Annotated in this window: 7 protein-coding genes, 1 tRNA gene, 2 pseudogenes and 1 CRISPR repeat array; of the genes and pseudogenes, 4 read left to right on the forward strand and 6 right to left on the reverse strand. The window is 50.2% G+C overall.

The genetic code is table 11. From position 1 onward, the window contains the following. Both GEI7105_RS0125575 and GEI7105_RS0125580 read left to right on the forward strand, forming a co-directional pair. Positions 1-390: pseudogene (locus GEI7105_RS0125575) on the forward strand (nucleoside recognition domain-containing protein); the annotation flags it as partial. 230 nt (positions 391-620) lie between these two features. After that, positions 621-842 (forward strand): FeoC-like transcriptional regulator, encoded by a 222-nt coding sequence (locus GEI7105_RS0125580; protein ID WP_017663216.1) that lies wholly within the window; start codon positions 621-623, stop codon positions 840-842. 249 nt (positions 843-1,091) lie between these two features. Here the strand turns inward: GEI7105_RS0125580 and GEI7105_RS0125585 are convergent, their stop codons facing one another. From GEI7105_RS0125585 to GEI7105_RS0125595, 3 genes are all read right to left on the reverse strand, one after another. After that, positions 1,092-2,393, reverse strand: coding sequence for an RNA-guided endonuclease InsQ/TnpB family protein (locus tag GEI7105_RS0125585; RefSeq protein ID WP_026097964.1), 1,302 nt, complete (start codon positions 2,391-2,393; stop codon positions 1,092-1,094). 120 nt (positions 2,394-2,513) lie between these two features. After that, a complete protein-coding gene (locus GEI7105_RS37940) occupies positions 2,514-2,750 on the reverse strand; it encodes a type II toxin-antitoxin system death-on-curing family toxin (RefSeq protein ID WP_035494088.1) in 237 nt (78 codons plus the stop codon). Positions 2,751-2,756: 6 nt separating this feature from the next. Further along, a complete protein-coding gene (locus GEI7105_RS0125595) occupies positions 2,757-3,986 on the reverse strand; it encodes a methionine gamma-lyase family protein (RefSeq protein WP_017663220.1) in 1,230 nt (409 codons plus the stop codon). Positions 3,987-4,108: 122 nt separating this feature from the next. On the opposite strand from GEI7105_RS0125595, the gene GEI7105_RS0125600 reads away from it, so the two are divergent. After that, positions 4,109-4,963 carry an acyl-CoA desaturase gene (locus GEI7105_RS0125600; RefSeq protein WP_017663221.1) on the forward strand — a complete coding sequence of 285 codons (855 nt, stop codon included), beginning with the start codon at positions 4,109-4,111 and terminating at the stop codon, positions 4,961-4,963. Between the two features lie 139 nt (positions 4,964-5,102). Here GEI7105_RS0125600 and GEI7105_RS0125605 read toward each other — a convergent pair whose 3' ends face one another. Continuing rightward, on the reverse strand, positions 5,103-5,477 hold the full coding sequence (locus tag GEI7105_RS0125605) for a hypothetical protein (protein WP_017663222.1): 375 nt from the start codon (positions 5,475-5,477) through the stop codon (positions 5,103-5,105). A 199-nt stretch (positions 5,478-5,676) separates the two neighbouring features. Here GEI7105_RS0125605 and GEI7105_RS0125610 point away from each other — a divergent pair. Then, positions 5,677-5,750, forward strand: a tRNA-Arg gene (locus tag GEI7105_RS0125610). 90 nt (positions 5,751-5,840) lie between these two features. Here GEI7105_RS0125610 and GEI7105_RS32500 read toward each other — a convergent pair. Both GEI7105_RS32500 and GEI7105_RS32505 read right to left on the reverse strand, forming a co-directional pair. Further along, on the reverse strand, positions 5,841-6,947 hold the full coding sequence (locus tag GEI7105_RS32500; protein ID WP_158413273.1) for an SWIM zinc finger family protein: 1,107 nt from the start codon (positions 6,945-6,947) through the stop codon (positions 5,841-5,843). Beyond that, positions 6,907-8,172, reverse strand: a pseudogene (locus tag GEI7105_RS32505) (IS701 family transposase). Before GEI7105_RS32505 ends, GEI7105_RS32500 begins: the two are co-directional and overlap by 41 nt. Positions 8,173-8,305: 133 nt before the next feature. After that, positions 8,306-9,675: a CRISPR direct-repeat array (repeat unit 37 nt; unit sequence GTTTCAATCCCTTGAAGGGATTTTATTGGGTTTCAAC). The last annotated feature ends 121 nt before the right edge of the window (positions 9,676-9,796 follow it).

Consider the following 9,796-nt stretch of genomic DNA (forward strand, 5'->3'; position numbering starts at 1 on the left):
AACGTGGGAGACGTGCAAGATACCGAAACCGCTGCCGAAGAACAGGAAGTGGCAGTAGGAACCTTCGGGCAGATGGTGCAACGTTTCGACGGCAAAGTGGGAGCGTTTGCGTATCTGCTCTTTGTCCTCCTGTATTTTCCCTGCGTGTCGGCCACCGCAGCCGTTTACCGAGAAACCAACTGGCGTTGGACGCTGTTTTCAGCCTTGTGGACGACGGGATTAGCCTACTGGGTCGCAACGGTGTTTTATCAAGTGGCAACGTTTTCCGAACATCCCGGCTTTTCTACAACTTGGATCGTAGCGATGCTGGTGTTGATGGGGGTCACGTTAGGGATCTTATGGAGTTTGCGCCCCGCCCGACGCGATCGACAGCGTTTTTCGGAGATTTGAGGGAATTGGGAGGTCGAACTTGGTGAATATGCGATCGGTTTGCGATCTCCACTGTTCGCCGTTCGCGGTAATCAGTGCGTGACGTCGGGGAAAAATGCCCGGATCGGAACACTCAAATGCCCTGCGTCACGTACCTTGCCCTACTTCAAATTTAATCGATTATTAATAACTAAATTTCGATAGAGCGTTAAAATAGTAATAAGAACGTCTTACATGGAGGTTCGCGCACCATGATTTTACAAGAATTACAAACCTATTTAAAAGAACGAAATACAGTTCCTTTGTCCGAAATTTCGACTCGTTTTAAAATGGATTCGGATGCCCTACGTCCGATGTTAAAAAAACTGGTTCGTAAGGGGCGCATCCGTCAAATTCAGGAAGCGAGTACTTGTGGCGAGTGTTGTAAATGCGATCCCGCCTTACTTGAGATGTACGAGTGGGTGAAGAATTGAAGACTTTGTACTATAGCAACCCTAAATCAGTTGTGTCACAAAATTGAGCCAAAAAGGGAATCGGGAGCGGGGAACGGGGAACGGAGAATCAGATTTTTTCTGGTGTTTTAATTTTTGACGACCCATTTGGGATTGCTATACCCTTTTTCACAAACCTTGAAACTTCATAACCCGTTCCCGCAGCTAGTTCGCTAAGGGTATTCGCTAAGGTTTCTCGTTCGATTTGACCTCTTGGTGAACTACCACTCATCATCGCGAGGCGATTGATGAGTGGCTTCCAACTTCAGTGGGAATTGCCTCGGGAAGTGTCGAACGAATTCGACCTCCCTTTGGTCTAACATTCCCTCCACTGGCAGCAGCCCCGGTTCCCGAGGCCAGTATCCGCAAGCCTTCATTTTTGATATTTGTTGCCGCGTTGATGTCTCGGTCGTGAACCTGCCCGCAATGGGGGCATTCAAACGACCGCACGTTAAGTCCCATTTTTGGGAGCGGCAGCAGAGTTTCAGAACATAGGTGAGTACTGGGGAAAAATCTATCCACTTCCAGATAAACCTTCCCTTCTCCCTCTGCCTTGTATTTGAGCAGGGTCGAAAACATTCCCCACCCCACGTCACTTATCGCTTTCGCGAGGCTATGGTTCTTGACCATGTTCTTGACGGCTAGATTTTCCACCACAATCACTTGGTTCTCGTTGACTATCTTGCGGTGCGACCCCGCGCCGTCGCACGGCGCTAGGGAACGCGCACCAAGAGAGCGGGATAGCTTGTGGAGAAAATCCGCTCGAGAGTTGGCAATCTTGCTGTGAACTCGCGCCACTAACCGTTTGGCTTTTCGACGAGAGTTCGACCCTTGCTGTTTTCTCGAAAGTTTTCGCTGTTTGCGCTTGAGGTTGCGCTCGTGTTTCTTGAGTCCGAGCGGAGTCGAGGACTCAACGCTGAGCGGAGCCGAAGCGTTGAGGTGACGTGGATTGTTGTATTTTTCACCGTCAGAAGTCACCGCAAAATGCTTCAACCCCATATCGATCCCAACAGCTTTACCGTCAGGATTGGGTTCGGGTTTGTCAGACCCGTCGTCGATAAGGATTGAAGCGTGATATCGTCCGTCAGTATGGCGACTGACGGTTACGGTTTTGATTGTCCCTTCAAACCAACGATGAACACGACAGTACACCTCTCCAATTTTAGGAAGATGTAACTTGTTGCCTTCAAGTTTGACATTTTGCGGGTATTGAAGGGATTGCCGTTTGTGCTTGCTTTTAAATCGTGGATATCGAGCGCGTCCCTCGAAGAAGTTTACAAACGCTCTCGAGAGGTTGAGTACCGAACTTTGCAGACATTGAGAATAAGTGTCTGAGAGCCACTCCAGTTCTCGCTTCCATTGCGGAAGCATCTTTTTGAGAGTTAATCCAGAGATGCCTTTCCCCGTTTGGCGGTAGGCTTCAGTCGTCAATTGCAGAGAACGATTCCACACGAAACGACAGCAGCCAAAGGCTTTCGCCAGGGCAACTTCCTGCTCCCCCGTGGGATAAATTCTCAGCTTGACAACTTTCATTAGGTGAAACAAGCTTTGCACTAAGAGCAGCATAACAGTATCGAACGGCTTGCCCGCAACCTTACCGCCGCGATTCATCTACGCTTCAATCGGAGATTAGAAACGTAGGATTCTCGCGGTTCAGGCTAAATTCAAGAACATTTGTTCGGCATCGTCAACTGAAGCGGAAACTTCTAAGCCATCGACAAATGGATGGTTCATAGTCAATAAAAATGCTAAAGCGGCAGCTTTGTCGATTAGACTTGGATAGAGATATTCACCGCCAAAAGTCATCTGTGGTTGTGTCACAGATGACTCTAACGCACCCAAATTTTTAATGCCAACCGCTCCTCCCGATCTGGCGATCGCCCTTTTCAACTCGACCTAAGCCTTCCCCACCGCAGCCACGGCATCTTCCAACGCCAGCGCCACCTGTGTCCAATGGGTTCCCCCCTGACAGAACGCGATATAAGGCTCTCGCATCGGGCCGTCTGCGGAAAACTCCGACGTACTCCCATCGATAAACGTCCCCCCCGCCATCACCAGTTTGCTGTCGTATCCCGGCATTTCCGCCGGAACCGGGTCGAGGTACGAATCCACAGGAGAATTGCGCTGAATGGCGCGACAGAACGCTACCAACTTGTCCGGCGTCCCCAATTCGATCGCCTGAACCACGTCACAGCGAGGTTCTTCGGGAAGCGGTTTGACGCGATACCCCAAATCCTGAAACACCTTCGCCACCAAATGCGTACCTTTAATAGCTTCTCCCACCATCTGCGGCGCCAGGAACAAGCCCTGAAACAACAACCGATTTTGGTCGAACGTCGCACCGCCAGAACTACCGATTCCCGGTGCCGTGAGGCGACAGGCGGCCGCTTCGACTAAATCCGCCCGTCCGGCCACATATCCCCCAGCCGTAACGATGGTTCCCCCCGGATTTTTAATCAGCGACCCCGCCATCAAATCCGCCCCCACCGCTGTCGGTTCCCGGTCTTCGACGAATTCCCCATAACAGTTATCCACAAAACAGACCGTATTGGGATTTTGTTGTTTGACCAGGCGAACGATTTTTGCGATATCATCGATCGAGAGGCTCGTGCGCCACGAATAGCCGCACGACCGTTGAATGAGGACGAGGCGAGTTTTTGGCTCGACCGCAGTTGCCAGCGCGTCCCAGTCCACCGTTCCCGCATCCGTAAGGGGCAAAACTCGATATTTCACACCGTATTCCATCAGCGCCCCCCGGCCGCGTCCGCGCACACCAATCGCTTCTTCGAGGGTGTCGTAGGGCGAACCCACCACCGAGAGCATTTCGTCTCCCGGTCGCAAGACCCCAAAAAGCGCACAAGCGATAGCATGGGTTCCTGAGACCATCTGCACGCGCACGATCGCCGCGTCTGCGCCAACGACCTGGGCAAAGACGCGATCGAACGTATCGCGGCCTAAATCGTCGTGTCCGTATCCCGAGACACTGGCGAAGTGGCGCACGCCAACGCGATGTTCGTGGTAAGCGTCCAACACCCGTTTCAGGTTGTCCTTGACTTTTGCGTCGATCTCTGAAAATACCGTCGCAGTCGATCGAATTGCATTTGTTAAATCAATCTGAAGATTCATGGAATACGGTCGAGTCTAAGGTAAGAGGACAAACTAAAAAATCCACTTTACCTCTTTTTCCCCATATTTTGATAAAATCCAACAGGTCGATTCCAAAACTTAGAATTGTTCGAGGTCACTGCATGACAGTTGCAAAACCCCAAAAACTAGCCCTAGATTGGACCACAACTCTGTGGCTTGTAGGACTCCATTTAGCGGCAGCTTTGGCTTTTTTTCCAAGTAACTTTTCCTGGGCGGCAATTGGCGTCGCCTTGGTACTTCACTGGGTGACAGGAGGCTTGGGCATCACGTTGGGATGGCACCGTCTCATTAGTCATCGTAGCTTTCAAGTTCCCAAATGGCTTGAGTACTTTTTCCTGTTTTGCGGCACGCTCTCCTGTCAGTCGGGGCCGGTCGATTGGATCGGGATGCACCGCCTTCACCACAAGTACTCCGACACGCCCCTAGATCCCCACGATTCCAACAAAGGATTTTGGTGGAGTCACGTAGGCTGGATGTTGCACGAGATTCCCATGAAAAGGGAAGTTGACAAGGTCACGAAAGATATCGCGGACGACCCAGTTTATCAATTTTGCAATAAATATTTTATTCCCATTCAGGTCGTTTTAGGTATATTCCTGTATTTCCTAGGTGATTACCTAGTGGGTAATGGATTGTCTTTTGTGGTCTGGGGAATTTTCGTGCGGGTTGTTGCCGTTTACCACTGCACTTGGTTCGTCAACAGCGCCACACACCAATTCGGCTATCGTGCTTACGAGTCTGGAGACGATTCTCTCAACTGCTGGTGGGTGGCGTTAGTGACTTACGGTGAAGGCTGGCACAACAACCACCACGCCTTCCAGTATTCGGCACGCCACGGCTTGAGGTGGTGGGAAGTCGATTTAACCTGGATGACGATTAGCTTGTTGAAAGCTTTGGGCTTAGCCACCAAGGTGAAGTTACCGCCTGAAGATGCCAAGCCTGTTTCGGCTAGTTAAGATTCACGTCAAAACCTTAATGCAAAGAACCCGGTTCGATTGAGAGACCGGGTTTTTCTTTGGGATTTTAGGCGATCGCGTCGGTGTTAAAGTTCGATCGCCCCTTTTCAGTGGAGTTTGGCTGACGTTCGAGTCAAGGTTAGCGCGTGACGAGTTGTCCGGTAAAGGAAGTCGGAACGCCGTCGCGCCACTGCTGGAGTTGCAATCCGTCCGCGTTTTCGGTCAACTGATACGATAGGTCGTCCGAGACAGCCACCCGTCCGGTCTCGTCTCGATAGCCCCCCCGAACTGTTTCTCCGAGGTGAATTTCGACCCATCCCGAGGCGTAAGTCGTTACTTGAGTTGGGGTATCGCGAACCGTTCCGATATAGGTTTGAAGCGGTGTTTCAGCACATCCGTCTGCGGGAGTGGGGTTCGGGTTACATATGCCTTGAGAGAACGCAGGGAATTCTCCAAAGCCGAAGAGAAGAGAGACAAAGCCGATCGCCAGTGCTAGGGTCGTCCGAGACTGCATATTGGGTTCTCCAAATTCACGATCGCCTAGGTCTATTTTAACGGCGATCGCGATCGCAAAATTCGGAATAAATCGCGAGACGATACTATTGTTGGGCGGAAGACTTGAGGGGGTTTCCCAGTCTTCAACTGCAACCGTCCGAAACTTGCGATCGGCAGCTTGCTATTTCCAGCTCGATCGAGCTATACTAGACCGGCGCGGGCATGTAGCTCAGTCGGATAGAGCATCAGATTCCGGTTCTGAGGGTCGGGGGTTCGAATCCCTCCATGCTCGTTTAAAACACTCAAAAAGCGGGGCGAAACGATCGTTCCGCTTTTTGTCTGTCAACTTGCAGTACATTTTACAACAGCGTTAAATCGCGCTTCAAAACCCCACAAATCGCCGGTCGGCGACGACCCCCAAGGGCAACCACGCCAAACCATCCCACTCGCCAAACAGAGCGATCGCCCTTCCCCCACTCACCGCCATTAACTGCCAATTGTGCTGAAACTTGGGCGAAATCGGTAACGTATTCCCCAGTTCGTCGGTCACTCGGGTTCCGCCGTCGATGGGAATTACCGCAGACAGCGACAAGGGAAAGCGATCGCACCAGGGATTCTTCCCCAACGCCTCCGCATATGCCCTCAATCCCGCGTCGATATCCGAAAACCCCGGTAACTGCGCGACGAGTTCGACCCCCTCATCCCGAGACTTCACCACCCCCCGCAACGGATACGCCCCCTCGTAAAATACCACTTCCCCCTTCCATGCCGTACCGGGAACGAAACAGTCATCTAACGGTTGGCGGTGGTGAACGTAATTGACAACGACGGCCCAGCGATGGCTTCGTTCCCCCACGAGCCAGGTTCGCTGAGCTTTTAACGTCGTTGCCCCAGTATGTTCGTTCTCCACGGATTGCCCCGCCACCAACCAGCGATCGCACTCCCCGGAACCCCGCACCACTTCACTTTGACGCTGCGTCCAACCAATTTGAGTGCGAATTTCCGCTTGCATCCCCGGCGGTAAACGCTCGATGCGCTGGTAGCCTTCCACCAACAGCCACAACAACCCCAGTCGTTCCAACAGTCGCTCGTGCCATTGAGTACCCGTGTAGGGAATTCGCGCTATCTCCCGAAGCTGTTTGGCGATTCCGGGGGCTTGAGCGTCGATCGCTCGGGCAGCGATCGCGTCCCAATCCACATTGCTCTTTCCCTGCACCGACGCCAACCCTTCCCGCATTACGTCTCGCAGCCACAGGGACAACTCCTCCATCCCTCCTTTGACGTTCGCCGCACGGCGATCGCTCCGCTGACTCGACTTCGTCTGAGTTTTCCCCGATTTCACCGATTTCGCCCCCGTGGCCGTGCCTCGATATCGACGTTCCACCCCCTCTTTCACCCACTCTGGCGGCGTCCGTTCCGGAATGTCTCTAGCGGTACTTAAACAAATTTCAAGCCCAAACCAAGCCAAAACGCGCTTTGTGAGCGGCAAACAGGTCTCGATTCTCGTTCAGCCATGCCACAAAACGAAAAGACATGGCTGTCCGAAAAGCCTCTAAAGCATCTACAAAAGTTTCCAAAGGTTGGTTCGCCCACTTCCTTCGTAAACCGCCCGTCAACTTATGCCAAAGGATAAAAGTGTAGGCACAAAATACCAAAATTAAATGCCGCTGTAAACTCTTCAAACCTCTCGCCTGGCATTCCCTCCAACCCAACCATCCTTTGGCTTCCCGATAGAAGACTTCTACCCAGTTTCGCCCTGAGTAAGTGTTCACGACCCATTCGGCAGTCACTTTTTCGGAGTCTTCATTCGTGATAAAATAATCAATTTCTGTCGCGTCCGCATAAGAACTTGCATTCATGACGATAGCAAAGGTTCTTTCTCCTTGTAGACGTGACAGCTCTGCCGTACCCGTCGCCACCCACAGGGTTTTGGGCTTGTTTGAATTTAGAGAAACTGACGTAAAGTCCTCTTCTAGTAAGCTTTTGGCATATTCATCAAGGCGAATCTTTTGCCAATTTTCTCCCGATTGATTCAGCCAGATTTTCCGATTTTTGGCGACGGCTCCTAGATACTTCAGTCGGCGAGATTCGAGTCCCTTTAAAAAATTTGTGTTGTTACCATAGCCGGCATCCATGAGGACGATTCCCGGTCGATACCCTCTCTTTAAACTCCGGTCAATTAATTCTAAGGCGATTTCGGGTTTCTTTTTGAAAGAGGGATCTTTCTTGCCTGAGGGTAAGGAACTGGCTGGCTGATAGATTTCTACATCCAGAGGCAAATTTTTTTGCCATCATAGAGATGGGTCGTTACCGCCACGATTCCGTTGTCGAGCTTGCCGATTTCTCCGATGTACTGTCTTCCCACACCTGCGGTGAAGTTGCCGCTTTTTCGATGTCCTGTATCATCGAGCAGCAAGGCAAATCCCCGACCCACTCGGGTTTGATGGCAGGAGTCCACCACCTTTAAACGACGTTCGTTAATACGCTTCTCCTCCCAAGGGGATTCCGTTATAAAATGATGTAAGCGGTTGTAAACCACTCCCACCGAGTCGTTTGCCATCTGAGTTATTGTTTTTTCGCTGGCTTTCCCCGAGTAATCCTCCCAAATAGTGTCTAAACCCCTTTTTTTGTGCTTGGGTTTTGAAGTCGGGGTCGAAACGCTTGCACCACTTCTCAAAGCAGGGTGGCATAGCGGCTGGGGTGGTCTCTCTCATGGGGACACTCTCCACCTTAAATCCTTGTCAGTCAAGGGTTTTGCTTTTATTTTACCTTTTTTACCGTTTAAGTCCCGTTATTGGGTTTCAACCTGGCGTCGATCTCAACTCGATCTCGAACGTTTTTATCCATGTTTCAATCCCTTGAAGGGATTTTATTGGGTTTCAACATCAGTCGATCCAAACCGCCTACAGGTTACTTGAAACGGTTGGTTTCAATCCCTTGAAGGGATTTTATTGGGTTTCAACGACGAGTCGATCGCGACCGACCAGGGATTTAGTCCGTTTCAATCCCTTGAAGGGATTTTATTGGGTTTCAACACGCCTTCTATCTGGGCGTCAACGTCCGGTAATTCGTCAAAGTTTCAATCCCTTGAAGGGATTTTATTGGGTTTCAACTCCTCTTGAGTTTCTCCAATTAGATCCATCGCGAGGTTTCAATCCCTTGAAGGGATTTTATTGGGTTTCAACCTTCGAGGTTTTCGCGGGGTTCACAAACCCCTTATTGACGTTTCAATCCCTTGAAGGGATTTTATTGGGTTTCAACGTGGTGGCGAAGAACCTAGGGGATTTCCTGCTGATTTTGTTTCAATCCCTTGAAGGGATTTTATTGGGTTTCAACCTCGCCAGCGTTTTCGACTTGTAAATGGTCAACGTTGGCGTTTCAATCCCTTGAAGGGATTTTATTGGGTTTCAACTTTTTCAAGTGCCTGCTTCCCCTCCTACGGGCAAAGTTTCAATCCCTTGAAGGGATTTTATTGGGTTTCAACTTTACGCGCACAGTAGGGAGTGTGATGTTGATTATGTTTCAATCCCTTGAAGGGATTTTATTGGGTTTCAACGCCTCAAAGTCGCGATAAGACATACCCTCGGCGAGGTTTCAATCCCTTGAAGGGATTTTATTGGGTTTCAACCTTGCAGATGTTACAATCCCTCTCGATTGAGGCTAAAGGCGGTTTCAATCCCTTGAAGGGATTTTATTGGGTTTCAACCTTTGTGGCGCTTCTTCGTTCCCGAGGAGTTGCGGTTTCAATCCCTTGAAGGGATTTTATTGGGTTTCAACCGACAAGAGGTCGTTAAGTTCTACCTCGATCTATGTTTCAATCCCTTGAAGGGATTTTATTGGGTTTCAACAAAGATCCGGGGGGCAGCCAGATTGTAATAGACACGCAGTTTCAATCCCTTGAAGGGATTTTATTGGGTTTCAACTTTGCAGTGATTCACCTGCCCCTTTACGTCTTTCGCTTTGTTTCAATCCCTTGAAGGGATTTTATTGGGTTTCAACAGCATTCTTCAGGAATTAAAAGAGAAACGATCGGTTTCAATCCCTTGAAGGGATTTTATTGGGTTTCAACTCGATCGTGACTCGCTTACTGAATTCCGGCGGAATTAAACGTTTCAATCCCTTGAAGGGATTTTATTGGGTTTCAACAGGAATATCCCCTTTTTGCCATGCCCTAGCATAGGTTTCAATCCCTTGAAGGGATTTTATTGGGTTTCAACTTTCTAACGGGACTTAAACGGTAAAAAAGGTAAAATAAAAGCAAAACCCTTGACTGACAAGGATTTAAGGTGGAGAGTGTCCCCATGAGAGAGACCACCCCAGCCGCTATGCCACCCTGCT

The sequence above is a fragment of the Baaleninema simplex PCC 7105 genome (assembly GCF_000332355.1).
GTDB classification, from domain to species: domain Bacteria; phylum Cyanobacteriota; class Cyanobacteriia; order Cyanobacteriales; family Geitlerinemataceae; genus Baaleninema; species Baaleninema simplex.